Annotated in this window: 26 protein-coding genes and 1 pseudogene; 3 read left to right on the top strand and 24 right to left on the bottom strand. The window is 30.5% G+C overall.

The genetic code is table 11. From position 1 onward, the window contains the following. The 7 genes from Q5O29_RS07350 to pta form a co-directional block, all read right to left on the bottom strand. Nucleotides 1-335, bottom strand: a 335-nt coding sequence (locus Q5O29_RS07350) for a ribonuclease III domain-containing protein (protein WP_302631894.1), incomplete at its 3' end; no start/stop codon positions are given. A gap of 136 nt (nucleotides 336-471) precedes the next feature. Further along, nucleotides 472-702, bottom strand: a complete 231-nt coding sequence (gene acpP, locus Q5O29_RS07345) for an acyl carrier protein (protein WP_022212314.1) — start codon at nucleotides 700-702, stop codon at nucleotides 472-474. A gap of 101 nt (nucleotides 703-803) precedes the next feature. Beyond that, nucleotides 804-1,790, bottom strand: coding sequence for a phosphate acyltransferase PlsX (gene plsX, locus Q5O29_RS07340; protein WP_022212313.1), 987 nt, complete (start codon nucleotides 1,788-1,790; stop codon nucleotides 804-806). Between the two features lie 61 nt (nucleotides 1,791-1,851). Next, nucleotides 1,852-2,037, bottom strand: coding sequence for a 50S ribosomal protein L32 (rpmF, locus tag Q5O29_RS07335; RefSeq protein WP_022168046.1), 186 nt, complete (start codon nucleotides 2,035-2,037; stop codon nucleotides 1,852-1,854). Between the two features lie 12 nt (nucleotides 2,038-2,049). Further along, nucleotides 2,050-2,550 (bottom strand): DUF177 domain-containing protein, encoded by a 501-nt coding sequence (locus Q5O29_RS07330; RefSeq protein WP_022212312.1) that lies wholly within the window; start codon nucleotides 2,548-2,550, stop codon nucleotides 2,050-2,052. Between the two features lie 171 nt (nucleotides 2,551-2,721). Continuing rightward, nucleotides 2,722-3,921: an acetate/propionate family kinase gene (locus Q5O29_RS07325; protein WP_022212311.1), complete on the bottom strand. Its 1,200-nt coding sequence runs from the start codon at nucleotides 3,919-3,921 to the stop codon at nucleotides 2,722-2,724. Between the two features lie 77 nt (nucleotides 3,922-3,998). Next, a complete protein-coding gene (gene pta / locus Q5O29_RS07320) occupies nucleotides 3,999-4,997 on the bottom strand; it encodes a phosphate acetyltransferase (protein ID WP_186834929.1) in 999 nt (332 codons plus the stop codon). Between the two features lie 221 nt (nucleotides 4,998-5,218). Here pta and Q5O29_RS07315 point away from each other — a divergent pair, with 221 nt between their 5' ends. Further along, on the top strand, nucleotides 5,219-6,421 hold the full coding sequence (locus Q5O29_RS07315) for a nucleotidyltransferase (protein WP_022212309.1): 1,203 nt from the start codon (nucleotides 5,219-5,221) through the stop codon (nucleotides 6,419-6,421). 72 nt (nucleotides 6,422-6,493) lie between these two features. Next, nucleotides 6,494-7,675, top strand: a complete 1,182-nt coding sequence (ylbJ, locus tag Q5O29_RS07310; RefSeq protein WP_022212308.1) for a sporulation integral membrane protein YlbJ — start codon at nucleotides 6,494-6,496, stop codon at nucleotides 7,673-7,675. Here the strand turns inward: ylbJ and Q5O29_RS07305 are convergent. From Q5O29_RS07305 to Q5O29_RS07280, 6 genes are all read right to left on the bottom strand, one after another. Further along, entirely contained in the window at nucleotides 7,661-8,197 is a 537-nt protein-coding gene (locus tag Q5O29_RS07305) for a hypothetical protein (RefSeq protein ID WP_022212307.1), read from the bottom strand. The genes ylbJ and Q5O29_RS07305 overlap by 15 nt on opposite strands. Before the next feature lie 23 nt (nucleotides 8,198-8,220). Beyond that, nucleotides 8,221-8,697 (bottom strand): pantetheine-phosphate adenylyltransferase, encoded by a 477-nt coding sequence (gene coaD / locus Q5O29_RS07300; RefSeq protein WP_022212306.1) that lies wholly within the window; start codon nucleotides 8,695-8,697, stop codon nucleotides 8,221-8,223. Nucleotides 8,698-8,706: 9 nt separating this feature from the next. Further along, the gene (gene rsmD / locus Q5O29_RS07295) at nucleotides 8,707-9,270 is read right to left on the bottom strand and encodes a 16S rRNA (guanine(966)-N(2))-methyltransferase RsmD (protein ID WP_022212305.1); all 564 of its coding nucleotides are present in this window, start codon (nucleotides 9,268-9,270) and stop codon (nucleotides 8,707-8,709) included. Nucleotides 9,271-9,336: 66 nt separating this feature from the next. Next, a complete protein-coding gene (recG, locus tag Q5O29_RS07290) occupies nucleotides 9,337-11,367 on the bottom strand; it encodes an ATP-dependent DNA helicase RecG (protein ID WP_022212304.1) in 2,031 nt (676 codons plus the stop codon). 81 nt (nucleotides 11,368-11,448) lie between these two features. Further along, on the bottom strand, nucleotides 11,449-13,089 hold the full coding sequence (locus Q5O29_RS07285) for a DAK2 domain-containing protein (protein WP_022212303.1): 1,641 nt from the start codon (nucleotides 13,087-13,089) through the stop codon (nucleotides 11,449-11,451). Between the two features lie 11 nt (nucleotides 13,090-13,100). Continuing rightward, the gene (locus tag Q5O29_RS07280) at nucleotides 13,101-13,451 is read right to left on the bottom strand and encodes an Asp23/Gls24 family envelope stress response protein (RefSeq protein ID WP_022212302.1); all 351 of its coding nucleotides are present in this window, start codon (nucleotides 13,449-13,451) and stop codon (nucleotides 13,101-13,103) included. A gap of 216 nt (nucleotides 13,452-13,667) precedes the next feature. Between Q5O29_RS07280 and rpmB the strand changes: the two genes are divergently transcribed. Beyond that, entirely contained in the window at nucleotides 13,668-13,859 is a 192-nt protein-coding gene (rpmB, locus tag Q5O29_RS07275) for a 50S ribosomal protein L28 (RefSeq protein WP_022168034.1), read from the top strand. Nucleotides 13,860-14,105: 246 nt separating this feature from the next. Here rpmB and Q5O29_RS07270 read toward each other — a convergent pair whose 3' ends face one another. The 11 genes and pseudogenes from Q5O29_RS07270 to Q5O29_RS07220 form a co-directional block, all read right to left on the bottom strand. Next, nucleotides 14,106-14,744, bottom strand: a complete 639-nt coding sequence (locus Q5O29_RS07270; protein ID WP_022212301.1) for a thiamine diphosphokinase — start codon at nucleotides 14,742-14,744, stop codon at nucleotides 14,106-14,108. Beyond that, entirely contained in the window at nucleotides 14,744-15,391 is a 648-nt protein-coding gene (gene rpe / locus Q5O29_RS07265) for a ribulose-phosphate 3-epimerase (protein ID WP_022212300.1), read from the bottom strand. The genes Q5O29_RS07270 and rpe overlap by 1 nt, the downstream gene beginning before the upstream one ends. 1 nt (nucleotide 15,392) lies before the next feature. Beyond that, on the bottom strand, nucleotides 15,393-16,256 hold the full coding sequence (rsgA, locus tag Q5O29_RS07260; protein ID WP_022212299.1) for a ribosome small subunit-dependent GTPase A: 864 nt from the start codon (nucleotides 16,254-16,256) through the stop codon (nucleotides 15,393-15,395). A 113-nt stretch (nucleotides 16,257-16,369) separates the two neighbouring features. Beyond that, on the bottom strand, nucleotides 16,370-18,517 hold the full coding sequence (pknB, locus tag Q5O29_RS07255) for a Stk1 family PASTA domain-containing Ser/Thr kinase (RefSeq protein ID WP_022212298.1): 2,148 nt from the start codon (nucleotides 18,515-18,517) through the stop codon (nucleotides 16,370-16,372). A 2-nt stretch (nucleotides 18,518-18,519) separates the two neighbouring features. Beyond that, nucleotides 18,520-19,233, bottom strand: a complete 714-nt coding sequence (locus tag Q5O29_RS07250; protein ID WP_022212297.1) for a Stp1/IreP family PP2C-type Ser/Thr phosphatase — start codon at nucleotides 19,231-19,233, stop codon at nucleotides 18,520-18,522. An 18-nt stretch (nucleotides 19,234-19,251) separates the two neighbouring features. Next, complete coding sequence (rlmN, locus tag Q5O29_RS07245) at nucleotides 19,252-20,283, bottom strand: 23S rRNA (adenine(2503)-C(2))-methyltransferase RlmN (RefSeq protein WP_022212296.1); 1,032 nt, start codon at nucleotides 20,281-20,283, stop codon at nucleotides 19,252-19,254. An 11-nt stretch (nucleotides 20,284-20,294) separates the two neighbouring features. Beyond that, nucleotides 20,295-21,611: a 16S rRNA (cytosine(967)-C(5))-methyltransferase RsmB gene (rsmB, locus tag Q5O29_RS07240; RefSeq protein WP_022212295.1), complete on the bottom strand. Its 1,317-nt coding sequence runs from the start codon at nucleotides 21,609-21,611 to the stop codon at nucleotides 20,295-20,297. 10 nt (nucleotides 21,612-21,621) lie between these two features. Continuing rightward, a complete protein-coding gene (locus tag Q5O29_RS07235; RefSeq protein WP_022212294.1) occupies nucleotides 21,622-22,314 on the bottom strand; it encodes a zinc metallopeptidase in 693 nt (230 codons plus the stop codon). 25 nt (nucleotides 22,315-22,339) lie between these two features. After that, nucleotides 22,340-23,266 carry a methionyl-tRNA formyltransferase gene (fmt, locus tag Q5O29_RS07230; RefSeq protein WP_022212293.1) on the bottom strand — a complete coding sequence of 309 codons (927 nt, stop codon included), beginning with the start codon at nucleotides 23,264-23,266 and terminating at the stop codon, nucleotides 22,340-22,342. Between the two features lie 19 nt (nucleotides 23,267-23,285). After that, complete coding sequence (gene def, locus Q5O29_RS07225) at nucleotides 23,286-23,729, bottom strand: peptide deformylase (protein ID WP_022212292.1); 444 nt, start codon at nucleotides 23,727-23,729, stop codon at nucleotides 23,286-23,288. 13 nt (nucleotides 23,730-23,742) lie between these two features. Next, nucleotides 23,743-24,143, bottom strand: a pseudogene (locus Q5O29_RS07220) (primosomal protein N'); the annotation flags it as partial.

The raw sequence follows: 24,143 nt of genomic DNA, 5'->3' as shown, positions 1-24,143 counted from the left end.
CTTTCACGACCTCCTGTAAGCTCTTCACCTTTACTCATTCTTAAGTGATTTCCTAAATCTAAAGATTTTCCTATTTCATATAAAGAGTTTTCACAAACGATTAAACTTCTAATTTTTGTAAGCTGTCCTTCACTTTTATCTTTAAAGTTTAAGAATAGATACTCCGTAATGGTAAGCTGAAGTATTGAATCTCCTAAAAACTCAAATCGTTCATTGTACTCTTCTTCCCTATGCTGATTTGCATATGAAGAATGGGTTAATGCTGTTACTAATAATTTAGGTTCATTAAATTTTATTCCAATAATCTTTTGAACCTCTTCTATATATTCTTTCATTTCAACAACTCCTCCAAGTTTATTCTTCAACTTGCTTCCGTTATAAACAAATTCAAGAATAAACTATACTTAGCCTCATTTTTTCGTAATTTATTTAAATATATCATAAAATCCCGCAAATACTGCGGGATTTTATTTATTCCTCAACATGTGCCTTAATAAATTTAACTACATCACCAACAGTAACGAACTTTTCCGCTTCATCATCTGGTATTTCCATATCAAGTTCATCTTCTAAAGCCATTATCAGCTCAACTATATCTAATGAATCTGCATTTAAATCATCAATAAATGCTGATTCCATAGTAATTTCATTTTCATTTATGCTTAATTTATCTGCTATTAAAGCTTTTACCTTTTCAAACATAACTTCACCTCCTCACTATGCCCATTTAGATAATATTATATATTATAACATACGTCAATATACACTATAAAATTTATCTTATCACCATAAACTACTTAATTTTATATATTTTCTTTTATTTTGTCTAAAACTTTATTATCGTAAAATATTTTTGCTTGCTTTATAGCACTTTTAAAAGCTCTAGCATCTGAACTTCCGTGAGCCTTTATACAAATACCATCTACTCCTAAGAAAGGCGCTCCACCATATTCTTTATAATCAAATCGCTTTGCTATATTATTAAATACAGGCTTTAATAATACTGCTCCTATTTTGGAAACAATACCTGATGCCATCACTTCTTCTTTTATTACTTTCATAATTGTAGATGCAGTACCTTCATACATCTTAAGTATTGTATTACCAGCAAAACCATCACATACTATTACGTTAACATCACCTTTTGTTATCTCTCTTGGTTCTATATTACCAACAAAATTTAATTTTTCTTCTGATAAAAGTTTAAATGACTCTTTTGTGAGATCATTTCCCTTTTCTGCTTCTTCACCTATATTTACTAATCCTACTGAAGGATTTTCTCCATTTAAAACACCTTTATAGTATTCCTTTCCCATATGTGCAAATTGAACAAGGTATTCTGGCTTGCTATCAACATTAGCTCCAGCATCAACTATTATGAAACTTCCATTCTTCCCTGGCATAACAGGAGCTAATGCTGGCCTTTTAATCCCCTTTATCCTTCCCACAATGAAAGTACACCCTGCTAAGAATGCCCCCGTACTACCAGCTGAAATTACTGCATCACAAATTCCTTCTTTAACTAAGTTTAAAGCTTTACAAAGGCTTGAATCTTTTTTTCTTCTAACTGCCATTACAGGATGTTCATTAGTAGTGATTACTTCCTTAGCATCAATAACAATAATATTATTACCACTATAGTTATTTTTAGCAATTTCCTTTTTAATAGACTCTTCCGGACCAGTTATATAAAATTCTATATCCTTAAATTCCTCTAGAGCCTTTATAACTCCTGAGACAATTTCTGCTGGTGCATTATCGCCACCCATTCCATCTATAGCTATCTTCATCATTCTCACTCCTTTAAAAAAATTCTGTATATAAAGAAAAGAAAGTCATAAGACTTTCTTTCTATTGTTCAGTTGAAGCAACAACTTCTTTACCTTTGTAGAATCCACAGTTTTTACAAACTCTGTGAGCCATTTTCATTTCGTGGCATTGTGGACATTCAACTATTCCTGGTAAGCTTAACTTAAAAGTTTGAGCTCTTCTAGAATCTCTTTTTGCTCTATATGTCTTTCTAGCTGGATTTCCCATTATTACACCTCCTTATTCCCCAAACAACTCCCTAAGCTTTGCAAGCCTAATATCTACATCAAAATTATCACATTGACACTCTTTAACATTTTTATTAGTTCCACATTGTGAACACAGACCTTTACAGTCTTCCTTACAAAGTCTTTTGATAGGTAAGGTTGAAATAATACAATTTTCTACGATTTGGATGATATCCAATGTATCATCCTCTACAAAAATAAGTTCTTCATCATCTTGAAGTTCTTTACTTTTTGTAAACCTTTCTTCTATATCAACATCTATTGGATAGATAAAGGTGTCTAAACATCTTGAACATGTAAGTTCTAAATTTGTTTTAATATGAGCCTTTAATTCAAGAATTTCATCTTTTGAATTAACTTGGCCATTTACATCAACCATGGAAACTGCTTTAATTTCCTCACCTTCAAATTTTACAGGTTGGAATTCAAATGATAACTTAATTTCTTTATTTCTACTTCCTTTAGCAAGTAAATCTGAAAATTTTATAATCATAATCTTAACTCTGGATTATATCTCCTCATATTAAACGTATTTAATATATTGTGCCTAGCACAGCTCGAGCAAAGCAGCTTTTTCACTCCTTAGATTTATTGTTTGAGCCATTTATCGCTCAAACACAATTTATTATATAAAGTGTGTCTATAAAAGTCAAGCAATTTATTATTACTTTTTAATTAACTCCAAAGTATCTCTTGCAATTACTAATTCTTCATTAGTTGGAATAACAAATGCTTTAACATTACATCCAGCTTTTGAAATTTCTCTTATCTTACCTCTTACATTATTAGCTTCTTTATCTATTTCTACTCCTAAGAACTCTAATCCTTCTAAGCATTTTTCTCTAGTTTCTGGTCCATTTTCTCCAACACCAGCTGTAAATACTATAGCATCAACACCACCCATAGCTGCTGCGTATGCACCTATTGTAGTTCTTATTTTGTATTCAAATATTCTAAGGGCTAACTGAGCTCTTCTATTACCTTTGTTAAATGCAGCATCTTCGATATCTCTGAAATCTGAACTGATTCCTGATATACCTAATACTCCTGATTTTTTATTTAGTAAATCATTTACTTCATCTACTGATAACCCTTCTTCTTTCATTAAGAAAGTAACTATAGCAGGATCGATGTTACCACATCTTGTTCCCATTGCTACACCTTCAAGCGGAGTGAATCCCATTGAAGTATCAACAGATACACCATTTTTAACAGCACATAAACTTGCACCATTTCCTAAGTGGCATGTGATTATTTTTAAATCTTTTATATCTCTTCCCATAACTTCTGCACAAGTTTGAGAAACATACTTATGAGACGTTCCATGGAAACCATATTTTCTTATTCCATCTTTCTCATAAAGTTCATATGGTAATGCATAAAGGTATGCATCTTCTGGCATTGTTCCGTGGAAAGCAGTATCAAATACAGCTACCATTGGAGTGTTTGGCATTAATTCTTCACATGCCTTTATACCTATCATGTTTGCTGGATTATGTAATGGAGCTAATTTAAAACATTCTTCTATGTTAGCTTTAACTTCATCATTAATAACTACAGATTCTTTATATTTTTCTCCACCATGAACTACTCTGTGTCCAACAGCTGAAATTTCATCCATTGACTTGATAACACCATTATTTTCATCAACTAAAGCTTCTAAAACTAATCTGATAGCATCTTTGTGATCTTTCATTTCTTCTTTAACGATATATTTATCTTTTCCTTCAACCTTTTGAGTTAAAACAGAACCTTCAATTCCTATTCTTTCAACTAACCCTTGAGCTAATGCTTCTTCATTCACCATATCGATTAATTGATACTTTAATGAAGAACTTCCACAATTTATAACTAATACCTTCATAAAAAACACCTCACTATAAATGTCTATAAATTTTTTTAATACTATAAAATGCCTTGTGCTTTGAACATTTATCTATATTATTTTGCTTGAGCTTGAACTGCTGTTAGTGCTACAACGTTAACAATATCATCTACATTGCATCCTCTTGATAAATCATTAATAGGCTTAGCAAATCCTTGACACATTGGTCCAATAGCTTCTGCTCCTGCAAATCTTTGAACTAATTTATATCCAATATTTCCAGCTTGTAAATCTGGGAATACTAATACGTTTGCTTTTCCAGCAACAGGGCTATTTGGAGCCTTTTGTGCAGCTACGCTTGGTACTATAGCAGCATCTAATTGTAATTCACCATCAATTAATAAGTCTGGTCTTAATTCTTTAGCTAATTCTGTAGCTTTTCTTACTTTGTCAACCATTTCATGATCAGCACTTCCCATTGTTGAGAATGATAACATCGCAACTCTTGGTTCTACCTTACAAAGATTCTTAGCTGTATCTGCTGTAGCTATTGCTATTGCTGCTAATTGTTCATATGTAGGGTTTGGATTAACAGCACAATCTGAGAATAATAACATTCCTTGTTCACCATAAACTGAACCTGGAACCATCATTATAAAGAAACTTGATACAACAGAAACACCTGGTGTAGTCTTTATAATTTGTAGACCTGGTCTTAATAGATCTCCAGTAGTATGAACTGCTCCTGAAACCATTCCATCAGCATCATCTAACTTAACCATCATTGTACCAAAGTATAATGGATCTCTAACAATTTTGTCAGCCTTTTCAATTGTCATGCCTTTGTTTTTTCTTAATTCATAGAACGCATTGATATAAGCTTCTAATCTATCTGATTTATTAGGATCTATTACTTCAACTCCAGTAAGATTAACATCAAGCTCTTTTGCTTTGCTTCTTATTACGTCTTCATCTCCTACAAGTACTGGTCTAGCTAATCCTAGCTCAACTATCTTCCCTGTAGCTTTTATAGTTCTTTCTTCGTCACCTTCTGGAAGAACTATTCTTCTTTTATCTGCTTTAGCAGCAGCCCATAATTTATTCATAAGTTCCATATTATCTTTCCCCTTTCTCAAGTGATACGAACTCAATCTTCATCATATAATATACTCCTATATGTACATATTTTTCAATACTAAATTTCTAAAAATAGATTATTTCTTTATCTTTTGAATTTTCTAAAAATTCAAATATTTTTAATATATCTTTTATTTTTATCAATTTATGAGGATGTTATGCTATAATACTTTTATATTTTTTTAAAAGGAGCTTTCTAATGAATATTACAGGTATTATCACTGAATATAATCCATTCCACAATGGACATATGCACCATTTACAAGAGTGCAAAAAAAACACCAAATGCGATGGTGTCATCTGCATAATGAGCGGAAATTTTATGCAAAGAGGTGGTCCTGCCATAATAGATAAATGGAAAAGAGCCCAAATGGCTATAGAAAATGGCGTTGATCTTGTTATAGAACTTCCTACATACTATGCTGTTTCTTCAGCTGAATTCTTTGCATATGGTTCTGTATCAATCTTAAATTCTTTAGAAATAGTCAATAATCTATTCTTCGGTTCAGAATGTGGCGATATTAAATCTTTGACTAAAATTGCACAAACTCTCGTAGAAGAACCTTGGGAATTTAAAGAAATTTTAAAAAGAAATATAAACTCTGGATTAACCTTTGCCAAAGCTAGAGAACTAGCCCTAATAGAGTTTACCAATGATAACTATATTGAAAATATCATTTCTTCTTCTAATAACATATTAGGAATTGAATATATTAAAGCTATTTTGAAACTTAATAGTCCAATAGTTCCTTTTACATTAAAACGGGAAGGTTCTAGCTATAATGATAAATTACTTTCTACCTCCTTCTCTTCTGCAACATCCATAAGAGAAGCTTTAAAAAATAAAAATGATATTACTTTTATTAAAGATGCTATGCCAGAGAAATCATTTAATATTTTACGTGAACTTAAAAATTCAAATTATCCATTTACATTTGAAGAAAGTATGTTTCAATATATAAAGTATCTAATAACCACTAATTGTATAAATTTTAACAATATTTCAGAAATCAAGGAAGGTATTGATAAAAAAATATCAAAAGAAATTGAAAATAGCACTTCCTTAGATGATTTGATTTTAAATATTAAAAGCAAAAGATATACATATACAAAGATAGCTAGAATTCTTACACAAATTTACATTGGTTTTTATAAAGAAGATTATTCCAAAATGAATTTAGAAAAATATCATTATGTTAGAGTCCTAGCTTTTAATAAAAAAGGACGAGAAATTCTGAGCCTTATAAAAAAGAAAAGTAGCATACCACTAATTACTAAGCTTCCTAAAAACACTGAAAATCCACTATTAAAACTGGATATCGCTGCAACTAAAGCCTATTCAATTTTAAATTCAAAACTTAAAGCAAATTCTGATTATTTAATCAGTCCAATAATAAAATAATAATATTGTAAAGCCATAAGCATATAAATATTATATATATATATTTTATTCTTCATTAATAGGAGGACTTCTATGTATACAATTTCTATCTTATGGCTTTTAATAATTATTCTTTCAATAATACTTATAAAGCTTCTTAAATTAAGTAAAAATCAAATAATTACTATATTTATTACCTTATTTATAATACTCTTTATCATAAATCTAAACACATGCATGCAATCTACTTTTACAGGATTAAATTTGGTTATAAAAGCCATTTTACCTACAATTTTTCCTTTTTCAGTTATATGTAATCTTATCATTCATTATGATGGCATTTCATTTTATTCAAATATCCTAGGTCCAATTATATGTAAGCCTTTAAAATTATCTAATTGCTCATCTTTCCCTATTGTTGCAAGTCTACTCTGTGGTTATCCTCTTGGTTGTAAATATTGTTGTGACCTTTATGAACTTGGCTATATTTCAAAAGAAGAATATTTAAGACTATTAAATATTGCTTCAAACGCCAGCCCAATTTTTTTAATAGGTTCTGTAGGTGCTGCTATGCTAGGAAATATCAAGTACGGCTTCATACTTTTACTGGGAAATTATCTTGCCCCTTTAATAATAGGTTTTTTTACAAAAAAAAATACTCATGAATTTAATAATTCTAATGAGTATCCTTTAAAAACTGACGGCTCCTACAATTTTGGAATAATAATAAAAACATCCATTGAAAATGCAATTAATACCACCTTACAAGTGGGTGCCTTTGTAATTATATTTTCTATCATTATAGGTATAATAAAAAACAATTCCTTAATAAATATCATTTTTAATAATGTTGAAAAGCTATTATCATTATCACCTAATTCATTATACGGAATTTTTCTAGGATCCATTGAATATACAAATGGTTGCAAAATTTTAACTTCTATTTCTTCATCAATCATCTTTAAACTCAGTGCTATAAGCTTTATCTGCTCATTTTCAGGCTTATCTATAATTGGTCAAATTTCTTCTTTTACAGGTAAATTCAATGTTTCACTTAAGAAATATTCCTTTATAAAATTTATTCAAGGGATAATTAGCTTCATAATAACCTTTATTTTTTCTAGCATTTTTATTAGTACAGAAACTACATCATCTATATATATTCATTCTTATTACACCACTAATAAATTACTTTTCTTTACCTATGCATTACTATTACTTCCGTTAATAGTAAAACTTACAAATATATTATTTAAGAGGTTACATATTTCTTAATTCATTTATGTTTTCTTTAATAGTTTCACTACTTTTAGTCATTTTTTCCTCTATTTCTTTTGCTGCTTTTTCAAATGACTCTTGCATTGATTGTATAAGCTGTAGCTTCTTTTCTTCTATTTCATTATCAAGCTGTGATAATATTTCAGTTGAATATTCTCTAGAACCTAGTGTTATTGCTTTAGCATCTCTTTTTGCTAAGCCAATAATTTCATTTGCACGAATCTTTGCTTCCTTAACCATATCATGATTTTCTATATTTTTCCTCATCATTTCCATAGTTTCTTTTTTCACGTTTTGATACTCCTTTTGAGCATTTTCAAGAATTTTATCCTTCTCACCCATTACCCATTTAGCTTTTTTAAGCTCATCAGGTAGGTAATTTCTAATTTGCTCAATTACTTCTTCAAACTCCTTTGTATCAATCATCGCCTTACCTGTTATTGGAATTTTAGGAGCATTTTCTAGTACCTCTTCTAGATATTCTAACAGTTCCATAACATTTAATTTTCCCTTATTCAAATTACTCCCTCCAAAATAAAACTTTATTTTAATCTTATTTTAACCATATCAATAATTTCCTTTGGCACTAGCCCTGATATATCTCCCCCAAATTTCCCCACTTGCTTTACAGAAGAAGAACTAAGATATGAATATTCTATAGATGTCATCATAAACAATGTTTCAATATCTGGATCAAGTTTTGAGTTCATAAGTGCCATTTGTAGCTCATATTCAAAATCTGATACTGCTCTTAATCCTTTTAGAATAACTCGTGCATTATACTCTTTAGCCAAATCTACCAATAAGCCATTAAAACTTACTACTTCTACATTTTCAAGATGAGCTGTTGCTTTTTTAATTAGCTCCACTCTTTCTCCTATTGTAAACAACCCTTTTTTATCTATATTAATTAGAACCGCTACAATAACTTTATCAAAAATATTACATCCTCTTTGGATAATATCTAAATGCCCATTGGTTATTGGATCAAAGCTTCCTGGATAAATTGCTACTCTCATATCCTTCTCCTACTCTAATTTAGAATCAACTCTATAATAACATACAGTTGTATTTCCGTACTTTTTACTTTTAGTCAAGACTATATCTTCATAACCTTCATATATTTCTTCAATAGAATCAATTTTAGTTACTATAATTCCTTCTTCTTTTAATAACTTATGTTCCTTTATTATTTTCATTGCTTCTGGAATCATTTCTTTACAATATGGAGGATCTATAAATATAATATCAAACACTTTTCCCTTTTTAGCCAAAGCTCTAAGCGCCTCATATGAATCCATATTTAACGGATAGCTACAATCTTCAAATCTTAAATTTTCCACATTTTGTTTTAGTAATGGAAATGTAGCTGGACTCTTATCGATTAGATAGACCTCTGCTGCTCCTCTACTGGCACATTCAAGACCTAAGCTTCCTGTTCCTGCAAATACATCTATAACCACTGCATCTAATATATGGTTTTGAATTGTATTAAACATAGCTTCTTTCACTCTATCTAGTGTAGGTCTTGTTTCCATAGTCGCTGGAGGTATTAATTTACGTCCTCTTGCTTTTCCTGCTATAATTCTCATTAACACTCCTCCTTTAGTTTAACATTACCATTTTATCATATAACATTTCTATAAACAATTTTTTTATTAGTTAAAGCATATATACTTGCTCCATCTTTCTAATGAGTAAGCTATATCTCTACACAATTTAACCTTGTTAGGGTCTTCTGACTCTAATAGCATCTTTCCTTCTTCTCTTGCACATCTAAGAATTTTAACATCATCATAAAGGTTTGCCAAAACAAACCCTTCATCACCACTTTGTTTAAGACCAAACAACTCTCCTGAACCTCTAAGTTTTAAATCTTGTTCAGAAATATAAAATCCATCAGTAGATTCAGTCATTATTTCCATTCTTCTTTTAGTATTATCGGTTTTGGCATTACCAGTAAGAACACAATATGATTCATACTGTCCTCTTCCAACTCTTCCTCGTAATTGATGAAGCTGAGCTAAACCAAACCTTTCGGCATTTTCTATGATCATAACTGATGCATTAGGTACATTTACCCCAACTTCAATTACTGTTGTAGAAATTATAACTTTCGTTTCATCTCTCTTGAATCTATTAATTATTTCATCTTTTTCTTTTGGCTTCATCTTCCCATGTAATATTTCAATATTTATCCCTCTAAATATTCCAACCCTTAATTCATCATATAATTTTTCCACAGAATTTAACGATAATTTTTCATCTTCTTCTATAAGAGGACATACAATATATACCTGTCTTCCTTTTCTAATTTCATCTAAAGCCAAATCATATGCTAGCATTCTATGGTCACCGTTATAAAACTCTGTCTTCACAGGCTTTCTTCCTGGTGGAAGCTTATCAATGACCGAAATATCAAGATCTGAGTATACATATAAAGCTAAGGTTCTTGGTATAGGAGTTGCTGTCATAACTAACACATCTGGTCTCCTACCTTTATTAATAAGTCTATTTCTCTGTTCAACACCAAATCTATGTTGCTCATCAGTAACAACAAGTCCTAAGTTCTTAAAATCCACATCTTCCTGTATTAAAGCGTGAGTTCCTATTACCACCATAGGTGTCTCTGTAGTAATAATCTCCTTTATCCTTTTTTTTTCTTTTGCAGAAGTACTACCTGTAAGCAGTTCTATATGTATACCAAAAGGTCCTAAAAGTTTCTTTGCTTCTTCATAATGCTGACTTGCTAGTATTTCTGTAGGAACCATAAGCGTTGCTTGATAACCACATTTAACCACATTAAAAATAGCTATAAGAGCTACTACAGTCTTCCCAGAACCAACATCACCTTGCACTAACCTATTCATTGGGAATAAACTCTTTTGATCTCTTAATATTTCTCTCACTACCCTAGTCTGTGCCTCTGTCAAACTATATGGAAGAGCTGCTTTTAAATCACCTAGCTCCTTTACCCATGGGAAAGATATTCCATTTTCTACTTTTAACTTTCTTTTTAAAAGTAGAAGTTTCATAGAATACGTAAATAATTCTTGAAATTTTAATCTGATGATAGCTTTTTCTAGTTCGTTTCTTCCAGAAGGAAAATGTATATTCCTCACAGCAAAATCTAAATCCACCATTTTATATTTATCAATCATTTCCTGTGGAAGATTATCCTTTATCTTTATATTTTCTAAACAATTAGAAATAAGTTTAATTAGAATTTTATCTGTTAATTCTTCCTTTAAGCTATACTTTGGAACTATTTCATTTTCCATAGCTACTTTAATACCTACTATAGGGTTAACAACCTCAATCTTATTTCCTACCTTTTTAAACTTACCTATTAAATCATATTTTTCACCAATTTTAAAGGTATTTTTAATAAATCTTTGATTAAACCACTTACCTTCAATTATCGTACCATTATAGTTAAATCTTATGGTAGTCAAATACTTTCCTGTCTTAGTCCTTACATCTCCACAACAGCCCATACAAAAGCAAGTCAAGACATTCTTTTCATCATTACTTATTTCATTCACCGGTACATTATTCCCTAGAAATTCATAGTCTCTAGGGAAATATAATAAAAGGTCCATTATGGTAAATATTCCACACTTATTTAATTTTTCTAAAAGTTTAGGACCAACGCCTTTTAATATCGAAACATCATTTGAAACATCCATCACATCACATCCTCAATAATAGTCTATTTTTTAATTAACATTAAAGCACAAGAAGACCTGCTCCTTGTGCTTTACCTTTTATTATTCTACTGACATTATGAAGTAGTATAATGGTTGATCCCCTTTATAACATTGAACATCAAAATCATCATATTTCTCTTCTAATTCATCAATGAATTCTTCCATCTTGTTTTCATCAACATCTTTTCCATAGAAAATAGTAATAAGCTCACTATCTTCATCAATCATTGATTCTAATACTTCTTTAGCTACTTCAAAGTAATCTTCACCTACAGTTTTAATCTTACTTTCAACTAAACCTAGCATATTTCCTTCTTTAATTTCTATTCCATCCATTTCAGTATCTCTTACTGCATAAGTAACTGAACCTGTTTTAACCATTTCTAATGCTTCCTTTAAAGCTTCTTCGTTGGCATCAACATCTGCTTCATAGTTAAACATAGTTATTGCTGTAATTCCTTGTGGAATACTCTTAGTTGGAATAACTCTAACATCTTTATCTGATATTTCTGCTGCTTGTTCTGCAGCCATAATAATATTTTTATTATTCGGTAATATGAAAATATGATCAGCATTAAGCTTTGATATACATTCCATCATATCTTGTGTTGATGGATTCATAGTCTGACCACCTTCTATTACGTAGTCAACTCCAAGGTCTTTTAATACTCTAGTGATTCCATCTCCCATTGCCACTGAAATAAATGCATATTTTTTGCTTTCAGCTGGTGCAACTTCTTTTTGAACATCGCTAGCTGCCTCTTCATTTTTAAGAGCTAATACTTCTCTATGCTCTTCTCTCATATTATCAATCTTTATCTTTGAAAGTTCACCATACTGTACAGCATTTGATAATACTTTACCTGGATCATTAGTATGTATATGAACTTTTATAACATCTTCATAACCTACTACTATCATAGAATCCCCTAAACTTTCAATCTTATCTTGGAATTCTTTAGATTTAGCTGCATCTCCTAATATTATAAATTCTGTACAGTAACCAAATTTTATATCTACATCTTCAGTTGAAGCAGCACCTGTAGCTCCTGCTGATTTTACTGCAACATCTTTTATTTCTGCTTTTATATCATTTTTTAGAGCATCAAGCATTCCTTGAAGAATGATATATAATCCCATTCCACCTGAATCTACAACTTTAGCTTTTTTTAAAGCTGGTAATAAATCTGGTGTTTTATCTAGCATTATCTTAGCATTAGTAACAACTGTTTCCATAACTGCTATTATATTTCTTTCTTCTACATTTGTTACAGATTCAGCTGCTGCTCTTATTACTGATAGTATAGTACCTTCTGTTGGTCTCATAACAGCTTTATAAGCTGCTTTGCTTCCTTCTTCAAAAGCTACTGCAAGCTCTTTTCCATCAACTTCTGTTTTTCCTTCTAAGCCTTTAGAAATCCCTCTTAAAATTTGAGAAAGAATAACTCCAGAGTTCCCTCTTGCTCCCATTAAAGCACCTTTTGCTAGTATTTTAGAAGTTTCTCCTATAGACTCTGAATTTAGGTTTTCAATTTCTTTTACAGCTGCTTTAAAGGTCATTGACATGTTAGTTCCTGTATCTCCATCAGGTACAGGAAAAACATTTAGTGCATTAACAAAATCACTTTCCTCTAATAGCCTATTACTAGCATTAACAACCATATTGTAGAAGTCATGGCCATTTATTTTTTGATATTTCATCCTATTCCCTCCTAGACTCTAACCGCTTGAACATTTACCGTAACTTGAGAAACTTTTAATCCAGTAAAATTTTCAACACTGTAACGTACTTTTTGAATAATATTATTTGCTATTACTGATATTTTAGTTCCATACTCAACCATCACAAATAATTCAATGTTCAATTTATCATCTTCAGTAAAATTTAATTTTACACCTTTGCTTAAACTTTCAATTCTCATTAATTCCCATAAGCCTTCAGAAGCATTTTTTGATACCATACCTACAACACCGTAGCATTCCATTGTTGATAAACCTACTATCTTAGCAAGCACTTCTTCTGAATAATGTATATTTCCAAGGTTATTTGAATATCCTATCATGCAAAACCCTCCTTATTTCATTTCCATAAGGTTATTGTATATTAGATAATGTATTAATTCAAGTAAATTTGTATGTATTTAGATATATCTTACATCTTTTATTATCATTTTTTTATTTTTTTTTATTTTTCTATTGCATTTTATATTAAATTTTGATAAACTTAATTTCGTCCTATTGAAGAGATATAATCTTCAAATATAAGGAGGTGTTTTTTAATGGCAAGAAGATGCGAAGTTTGTAATAAAGGTGTTGTTTCTGGAACACAATTCAGCCATTCTCACCGTCAATCTAAGAGAACTTGGGCTCCAAACATAAAGAGAGTAAAAGCTTTAGTTAACGGAACACCAAAAACAGTTCATGTATGTACAAGATGCCTTAGATCTGGTAAGGTTGAAAGAGCAATATAAGTTCAAATAAAAAATGCAATTGATAGAATCAATTGCATTTTTTATTATACTTTTTTAAAAGTCATATAAGTTACAACACTCCTCCTATGTATTTTTATTTTCTCCTAAAGAACTTTATTATACATGACAGAAATTTAGGCAATTTAATAGCAATTATCTTCATTAACCCTTCACCTCCAAAAAAAATCACCTTACCCCATTAACTATTCTATGCTAGATAACGATGTAAGGTGATTATTTTTTATATTAATCTTTTGAAAAAATAACTAAAATTTTTCCTTTAGTAAATTCCACTTCAATGTCCTCTTCTAAAAACTCATTTGATACAGTTCTATTATCTCCAAGATATAACGTATAATTTTCTAAATCATACTTAGCATTTTTTATATTGAAATTTTCTACTTTATCACAATATGCTAAAAATGAAATATATCTATAAGAATTATCTTTTTTAATTTTAGAACTTTCTTCTAATAAATATATCTTATTTGTTTCATTTATGATATATGCTTTTGCTCCTGCACTATTAGCTTTAGATAACAGTCCTAGATTAGCAAAACTATGATCAAGTCTACTGCCTGTCATAGCCATCATGTATATTTCTGCAAATTCCATCTTTAAAGCTATTTCCATAGCAATATCTGAATCAGTACTATCCTTTTCACAATTATACTTAAATTTTTTTATACTATCAATTTCTAACTTTTTAATATCATCCCTATTTATAGAGTCAAAATCTCCTACAATATAGTGAGGATAAATATTATTTTTTAATAAATATGAACATCCTCTATCCACACCTATTATCTTATCAACTTTTTTAGCATAATCTTCTAGTAATTTTCCTGATGGCTCATTTCCACCACCTACAATTAGAACTTTCACTATATTCCTCTTAAAGCTTTTATATTTTCTTCAATTACATCATTTTTAAATACAGCTGATCCAGCAACTATAACATTAGCACCTGCATCTATTACTTTTTGAACATTTGAAGAATCAATACCACCATCAACTTGAATCATCAAATTCTCATTATATTTTATGCTCATTTCCTTTACTTCTTTTACTTTATCAATTGTATATTCAATGAATTTCTGTCCTCCAAAACCTGGATTAACAGTCATTATTAATACCATATCAAGGTTGGCAATAATATTTTTAAGTAAATGAACAGGTGTAGCTGGATTAAGTGCAACTGCAGCTTTTTTTCCTTTAGCTTTAATATATTCTATAGTTCTATCTAAATGTTTTTCACTTTCATAATGAATTGTTATTATATCTGCTCCTGCATCTATAAAATCATCTATATACTTAGATGGATTTTCTATCATAAGATGAACATCAAATACTTTATCACTTTTATTTCTTATGGCCTTAATTATCGGCATTCCAAAAGAAATATTAGGAACAAATTGTCCATCCATTACATCTATATGAATAAAATCTGCTCCTGCATTACTTAGTCTTTCTACCTCTCTTCCTAACTCTGCAAAATTTGCTGATAATATTGACGGTGCTATTTTAACCATATTAATACTTCCTCCAATTCATTATTTCTTCTAATGTTCTTATATAAAATTCATATCTCAATTTATTTATGTATCCTTCTTCAACTGCATTCTTTACTGCACAGTTAGGTTCCTTATAATGTAAACACCCTCTAAATTTACAACTATTATTATATTCCTCAAATTCTGGAAAACAATATTTAAGATCATCCTTTTCAATAAAAGTAACTTCTAAAGTTGAAAATCCTGGAGTATCTACTATATATCCATCCTGAACATCTATAAGCTCACTATGTCTTGTTGTATGTCTTCCTCTACCTATCTTTTCAGAAACTTCTCCTGTTTCCATATGATAACTTTCTTTTAGAGTATTTATTAGTGTAGATTTTCCTGCTCCTGAAGGTCCACATAATACGGTAACGTTATTTTTTATCTTTTCTCTTAAAGTTTCTACTCCAATACCATTTTTCGCATTTATATATAACACATCATAGCCAATTGCATTTATCTTATCCTTTATTTCTTCCTTTTCTTCATAATTTACTAAATCAACTTTATTCAAGCATACAATAGCATGTATATTATTATGCTCACATAATACTAAAAATCTATTTAGTAAGTCAAAGTTGATATCTGGATTCTTTATAGAAAATACAACAAATGCCTGAGTTACATTAGCTACTGTAGGTCTAATAAGTTCTGAGCTTCGATCATATATGTTTTCTATTACTCCTTTGCTTCCCTCAAAAGTAATTTCAACATCATCTCCTACCATAGGCTTCATATCTCTATGCCTAAATTTCCCTCTAGCCTTACATTCAATTATCCCTTCTTCAGTTTTAATATAATAAAATCCGCCTATTCCTTTAATAATTTTTCCTTTCATGATGCCTCCATCTTTTTTACTCTCATATCTATAATAAACAGTTTATATAAAAAAATGCAATTGTTTTTTATTATTAAGTAAAAAAGACTGCACATAGTGCAATCTTTTATTATCTAGTTAAATTTTGAAGGAAATATATCCGTAACTCCTACAGTTGTTTCAGTATATTGAGCATCAGTAGATGCATCCGTTCCAGTATCATCTGTTTCTTCTGAAGAGTTTGTTTCCCCACTATTAGTTTCACCTGTTGTATCACTGGAAGTATTTCCTGTTGTGCCTCCAGATGGATTCTTCTTTACCTTTAGCTTTACAGCTTCATTCTTCTTAACCTCTTGAGTGTATCCTGTTATTGAATAGTTAACATAATCATCACCTGACACAGTACCACTTATTTGATATGAAAGTCCTGCACTTTCTAAAGCTGCTATAGCTTCAGATAATGATTGACCTATATACACATACTCAGAAACATTGTAAGATTTCTCAACATATTTCCCTATAGTAAGTGTAACTGCTGTTCCAACTTTAACATCAATTCCATAAACTGATTGATTAATAACCATTCCATTCTCAGATTCATTTGATGTATCTTCAGTGTTAATAGTCACTTTAACACCTTGATTTTCTAAAGTTGCTACTGCCTCACTTTGATTATATCCTATAACATTTTTAACAGTTACCCATTTTACTTCTTTTCCTAAACTAATTATCAAAGAAATTTTACTACCCTTTTCAACTTCTTGATTCTTATTTATTGATTGACTAATAACATATCCATATTCTACTGTATCGCTATAATCATATGAAAGAGTTGCTACAAGCCCTCTATCTTCTAATGCACTAACTGCTGCCTCACTACTTAAGTCTCTTACATCTGGTACTTTTACTTTTTCTACACCGCTAGAAACAACTACTTTTACAGTAGTATTAGTTTTCACCACTGTTCCTTCAGATGGATTACTAGATATTATATACCCTTCCTTGTAATTCTCATCATATTTCCTTGAATCAACTTGCAAAGCTAAACCTGCTTTTTTTAACGCACTCTCTGCTTCTTCTTGTGATAATCCAACTATTTTAGGTATAGAAACCTCCTTAGCTCCACCAGTAAAATACATACCAAAAGGTACCATAATAGCTAGTATAGCTATTGTTATAATTCCTATAATTATTCCCTTCCTTGACTTTCTTTGCTTATTTACCGTTGTTTCTTTTGCTCTCTTTACAGGAATATTTTCTAGTTCATCGTCATCTTCTTCATATTCATCACCATCATATTCATCATACTCATCATAATCATCGTCAACAACTGAGCTATTAACAACCTTAGCCTGAGCCTTATCTACTTTGGTAGTATTCATTTGTTTTTCACTTATAGGAGTCATTATTATTGTTTTGCTGTCATATGCACTTGCCTTACCATTAATAATTGCATTAGGATTATCCTTAATTTTCTGCAAATCCACCATTAATTCTTTTATATTATCATATCTATCACTAGCTTCTTTTGCCATACATTTTAAAACCAATGTATTTAAACTATCTGGTATTGATAAATTAATACCTTTTGGTGGCACAGGTTCTTCCTGTATGTGCTTTAAAGCAATTGTCACAGGTGATTCTCCATCAAAAGGAAGTCTTCCTGTTAGCATTTCATATAAAACAATACCTAATGAATAAATATCTGACCTTCCATCGATAAATGTTCCTTTTGCCTGCTCTGGAGATAAATAATGGGCAGACCCCATAATTGTTGTTGTATTAGTTATTGTTGATGCTGTAGAACTTTTAGCAATTCCAAAATCAGTAACCTTGACATCACCATTTTCTGTAACTAAAATATTTTGTGGCTTAATATCTCTATGAATAATATTATTTCTATGAGCACACTCTAATGCTTTGGCTATTTGGATAGCAATTTCTATTGCTGTAGTATAATTTAGCTTTCCACTATAAACAATTAGATCCTTTAATGTTTTTCCGCTTACATACTCCATAACAAAATAATCTATGTTGCCTTTTTCTTCATGACCTACATCTAAAACATTAACAATATTAGTATCAGATAAATTTGCTATTGCTGTTGCTTCTCTCTTAAACTTTTCTGCAATGTCTTTATTATCTGAAAATTCTTTTTTCAATACTTTAACAGCCACTAATCTATTTAACTTTTTATCTTTGGATTTATAAACAATAGCCATTCCGCCTTCGCCTATTATTTCAATAAGTTCATATCTATCACCTAATATTTCTCCAATCATATTTACACCTCTCCTCCAAATAGCAAGACAGTAATATTATCTTTTCCCCCTCTAGCTTTAGCTAAATCAACTAACTTTTCACATGCTTCATTAACGTTTTTATATCTATTAACTATTTCAACCATCTCTTCTTTTTGTACCTCATTGGATAGCCCATCAGAACATAATAAAAACATGCTACTTTCATTCTTATCAATATTAAATATATCTATTTTCACCGATGAATTAGTTCCTAAAGCTCGAGTGATAATATTCTTTTTCGGATGTACTCTTCCTTCTTCTTCTGTTATAGCTCCAGCATCTATGAGCTCTTGTACCCAAGAATGATCTTTCGTAACCTTTTTTATTTCATTACCCTTAATAGAAAAACAGCAGCTATCCCCTACATTTACCACTTGAATTATATCTCCTTTAATAAAACAACCTGTAATTGTGGTCCCCATCCCTTTACACTTATCATTTTTTTGAGATATTTCATATATTTCATTATTGGCATATTTAACTGAATTCAAAAGAAGATCTTCATTTTCTTCTGAATGCTCCATCAAATAGCGCATTATACTTTTTACAGCTAGATTACTAGCAATTTCTCCGGCATTATGTCCCCCCATGCCATCAGCAACTAAATAAATTTTAAATCGCTCATCTTCAATAAATGCTGCATAATCTTCATTTAGTTCTCTTACATTGCCAACATCACTCTTAATTCCAACCATACTGTTCCTCCAAATACACTATCTATTTTCTTCTAAATAACTTCGCCTTAGCTGGCCGCAAGCTGCATTGATATCTGTTCCCATTTCTCTCCTGACAGTTACTTCTATTCCATTATCTTTTAAAATTTCTTCAAATTCTAATATATTTTTCTTTGATGGCCTCTTTAATGTATTTTCCTTTATTTCATTTACTGGAATAAGGTTAACATGACATAGCATACCTTTTACAAGTTTAGAAAGAGATTTTGCATCTTCCTTACCATCATTTACTCCTGCCACTAGTGAATATTCAAAAGTTATTCTTCTGCCAGTCTTGTTTATATAGTACTCACAAGCTTCAAGTATTTCACTAATAGAGTATTTTTTTGCAATAGGCATAATCTCTCTTCTCTTTTCATCGCTAAAAGCATGAAGCGAGATAGCTAAAGTGACACTTAGTTCTAAATCTGCTAATTCATATATCTTTGGTACTATTCCACATGTTGATAGTGTTATATGTCTTTGACCTATGTTAAGTCCATATTCAGCATTAACAAGCTCTAAGAACTTAACAACATTATCATAGTTATCTAAAGGCTCCCCACTTCCCATAAGTACAATATTGGAAACTCTTTCTCCTAAATAATCTTGCGCCACCATTATCTCAGATAAAATTTCACCTGCAGTTAAGTTTCTTATTCTTCCTCCTAAAGTAGAAGCGCAAAATTTACATCCCATTCTGCATCCTACTTGTGTTGAAATACAAATTGAATTTCCATGCTTATACTTCATAAGAACACATTCAATTAAATTTCCATCTTTAAAAGCTAATAATATCTTTTTGGTTCCATCTATTGATGATTCATATACACGCTCAATCTTTGGCATATCTATGATAAATGAATTTTCTAACCTTTCTTTTAGTGACTTTGGAATATTATTCATGTCATTAAAATTATATACTTTTTTATATATCCATGAAAATACTTGTTTTGCTCTAAATGCCGGTTCATTATTTTCCTTCATCCAGCTTTGTAATTCATCTAATGTATAATCTAATAAATTTAACATATGTCCACCTGCTATTTCTTAACTATCTTAGCAATATAGAATCCATCCATATATTCATTTGGAAGTATTGTTAATGATCCATCTGAATTATACACAAAGTTATCCATACTTCCTAAGAATATTTTTTCAACTTGTGCATCTTTGTGCTTATTTACAAACCATTCAACATTATCTTCATTTTCTTCTTTATTTAGTGTACATGTAGAATAAATCATAATTCCACCATTCTTTAAATATTGCCATGCATTTTCCATTATTTCTCTTTGAGTTGGAATTAACTCTTTTAATGACTTTCTTGTCTTATTCCATTTTATTTCTGGTTTCTTTCTGATAATTCCAATACCTGAACATGGAACGTCAATAAGAACCTTATCAGCTGATGATACATATAAAGAATCTATTTTTGTTGCATCCATCTCTTTAATTTCTATATTATTTAATCCTAATCTCTCAGCATTATCTTTAATTAAAGATAATTTATTTTCATGTAAATCAAATCCGTAAACTTTACCTTTTCCTTCTAATAATTCAGCAATATGTGTTGTTTTTCCACCTGGTGCTGCACATAAGTCTAAAACAGTATCATTTTCTTCTAAATCTAGAAGAGGTGCCACAAGCATTGCACTTTCATCTTGAACTGTTATTGCTCCCTCTATAAATAGTGGGTTACTTTCAATTGATCTTCCACCCCTAATGATTATTGCTTCTGGACAAGCATATCCTTCTTCAATATCATATCCCATTTCTTCAAGTCTATCATAAACTTCATCAAAATCAGACTTTGTGTTATTTACTCTTACAGTAACTTTTGGTGTTTGATTTAATCCACTTAATATTCTCTTACCATCTTTTTCTCCATATTGTTTATAAATCATTCTTATAAACCATGGTTCATATGAATATTGATATGCTAATCTATCAATTACTCCATTACTTACTTCTATATCATCTGGGTTTTTAGTGTAGCTTCTTAATATACCATTTACTAATTTCCCATTTTGCTCTGAAATAGATTTAGCTAATTCAACGGCTTCATTACATGCTGCAAATTCTGGAACCTTATCTAAAAAATGCATTTGATAAATAGCAATTCTTAATATATTAAGAACCTTTTTATCCATAAGTTTAATATCTTTAACAAAATTAGATATTATTGTGTCTAATGTATTTTTTCTTCTTATTGTTCCATAAACTAATTCTGTAACTAATGCTCTGTCTTTATCATCTAAATTTGTTTCGTTTAATTCCTTTGAAAGAACTAAGTTTGAATAAGCGCCCTCATCTAAAACTCTACTTACTATATTTAATGCAATTTCTCTACTGTTCATAAACTACCTCTTAATCGTTATTTCTATTATTTATTAATATAAGTCTTAACAATTGACTTATTGACATTAATGCTGCTGCCACATATGTCATCGCTGCAGCACTTAAAACCTTTTTTGCTCCTAATACTTCATTTTCTAAAAGGATAGATCTGCTTTCTAATATATCTAAAGCTCGTCTTGAAGCATTAAATTCAACTGGAAGTGTTATAAGCTGATAAAACACTGTAGCTGAAAAGAATATGATTCCTATAGTTGTTAGTTTAGGTATTGATAGGAATATTCCTAAGATAAATAATATCATAGATGCCTGACTTGCAAAATTAACCCCTGTAGCTATACTGGTTCTTAACACCAAAGGCTTATAGGCTTTTTGATGTTGTATTGCATGCCCTACTTCATGAGCAGCTATACCAGCTGCCGCAATTGAATTTCCATAAAAAATATCTCTTGATAATTTAATTAGTCTTTTGCTAGGATCATAATGATCTGAAAGTTCTCCTTCTGTAAGTAAAACTGGAACATTATAAAGACCTGCACCATCTAAGATCATTCTAGCCACTTGTTCTCCTGTGTAGCCGTTTGCCATACGTTGTTCTCTATATTTCCTATAAGTACTACTTACTTTACTTTGAGCCCAAAAAGCAATAATTACTGCTGGAATCAATATTAACATTGTTTTGTCATAATAAAAAGGATAGAACATCCAAAACTCTCCTTTCGTGATAAATCTATATAAGCTTTATTCCTTCTTCTATAGAATTACCATTTATATATTGTTCTATTGTTAAAGGCTTTCCATTAGGGAATTGCACCTTTTTAACTAATAATATACCATTACCACATGAAACTTTCATTCCTGTTTTATCTACAGATAAAACTGTCCCTGCTTCTTTATTTGAATCTTCATTTAAATAAGAACTTTCATAAATTTTCATTGTCTGTCCTTGATAACTTGTATGCGCTATCGGCCATGGATTTAGACCCCTAATTAAGTTATGTACTTCTCTTGAAGAATAATTCCAATCTATTTTTGCTATTTCCTTATTTAACATCTTAGCATAACATGTTTCACCTTCTTGCTTAATAGGTGTAATAGTACCTTTTTGCAATCCATCGATTGTATCTACTAAAAGATTAGCTCCTCTATCCATAAGGATATCATGTAATTCACCAGCAGTCATGTCTTCTGTTATATCAATTTCATCCTTTAAAAGCATATCTCCAGTGTCTAATCCTACATCCATAAGCATAGTAGTATTACCACTCTTTTTCTCACCATTTACTATAACCCAATTTAAAGGTGCTGCCCCTCTATACATAGGTAGAAGAGAGGCGTGAAGATTTATACATCCATAGGTTGGAATATCTAATACTTCCTTTGTAAGTATCTGTCCATATGCTACAACTATTATAAAGTCTGGTTTAAGCTCCTTTAAATATTCTATTGTCTCTTTATCTTCCTTTAGTTTTAATGGTTGAAAAACTTTAATATCATGTTCTACAGCCACCTCTTTTACTGGTGAAAAGGCCATTTTCTTTCCTCTTCCCTTTGGTTTATCTGGCTGAGTAAATACTGCTTCTACTCCATATTTTTCAATCAATCTTTTTAAAGAAGGAACTGCAAAATCCGGAGTACCCATAAATACTATCTTCATATCTCTCTTTATTCCTTTCTTATTTAACGTGGTCTATATATAATATACCATCTAAATGGTCATTTTCATGTAGTATTGCTCTTGCAAGAAGTTCTTCTCCCTCAAGGATAAACTCTTCTCCCTTTTCATTAAAAGCTTTAACTTTTACATAATTAGGTCTTTCCACTTCATGTGATTCACCTGGCAAGCTTAAGCATCCTTCATCTCCGCATTGACTTCCTGAAACTTCTAGTATTTCAGGATTTATAAATACCATAAGTCCGTTTTCATCACCAATATCTACAAGGAACATTCTCTTTAAAATACCAACTTGAGGCGCTGCTATTCCAACACCATCAGCCTTATACATAGTATCTGCCATATCTTGAAGAATAATCATTTCCCTTTTGCCTATTGCTTCAACTGGCTTACATTTCTTTCTTAATACTTCGTCACCTTTTACCCTTATATTTCTAATTGCCATTATTTTATTCCTCCTAACTTAAACTATTCGGATTTATATCCATACTTACTCTTATATCATTATATACGTTATTTGCCTTATCATAAAGTAAATCCTTAATACTTTTTGAAAACTTTGATGAAAATTCACCTTTCACAATAATCTGCCACCTATAATTTTCCTTAATTTTATATATTATGCAAGGTGTTGGGCCTAAAACTTCTAAACCTCCAAACTCTTCAGCTTTTTCCTTAACCTTTTTCCCTAGAAAAATCATCTGTTTTTTCAATTCATCTTCATTTTTTCCAATACCATTAATTAATAATATTCTTCCAAAAGGAGGATATCCCATCATAGCCCTTATGGTAAATTCCTTTTCATAAAAATCTTCATAATCATATTTCTTGGCATATTGAAGGCTGTAATGTTCTGGAG

The organism is Clostridium sp. CAG:265 (assembly GCF_000436575.1).
GTDB classification, from domain to species: Bacteria; Bacillota; Clostridia; order Clostridiales; family Clostridiaceae; genus Clostridium; species Clostridium lentum.
This window is presented reverse-complemented; position numbering and strand designations above follow the sequence as displayed.